General features: G+C 40.3%; 1 protein-coding gene. It reads left to right on the forward strand.

The features are described from left to right. Positions 1–14 precede the first annotated feature (14 nt). A partial coding sequence (locus JYB63_RS22855) for a DUF4403 family protein (protein ID WP_336510921.1) occupies positions 15–290 on the forward strand: 276 nt, incomplete at its 3' end.

A 290-nucleotide genomic window follows, 5' to 3' on the forward strand; every position in this document is an offset into this window, starting at 1 on the left:
TTCAACCAGAATCAGTGAAACTGAATGAATTTTTCGACCAAAATGAAAACCTGAATCTTTGGCTGGGTCTAGAAGGGAAAGTCAATACCCATCCTGCCAATGCTGCACCAAGCAGGGCTTTCCCATTGCCCAAAATCACCGAAAACGCTAGCTCGGATAATATTCTTGAAATCACGCTTCCTTGGGTTCTCAGTTATCAAAAACTTGATGAGCTACTCGGAAACAACCTAAACAATGTTCCGATTAGGGTGGATAAAAAAACCATCTTAACACCGAATAATATACAAAGT

The organism is Aliamphritea spongicola, assembly GCF_017051665.1.
Classification (GTDB): domain Bacteria; phylum Pseudomonadota; class Gammaproteobacteria; order Pseudomonadales; family Balneatricaceae; genus Amphritea; species Amphritea spongicola.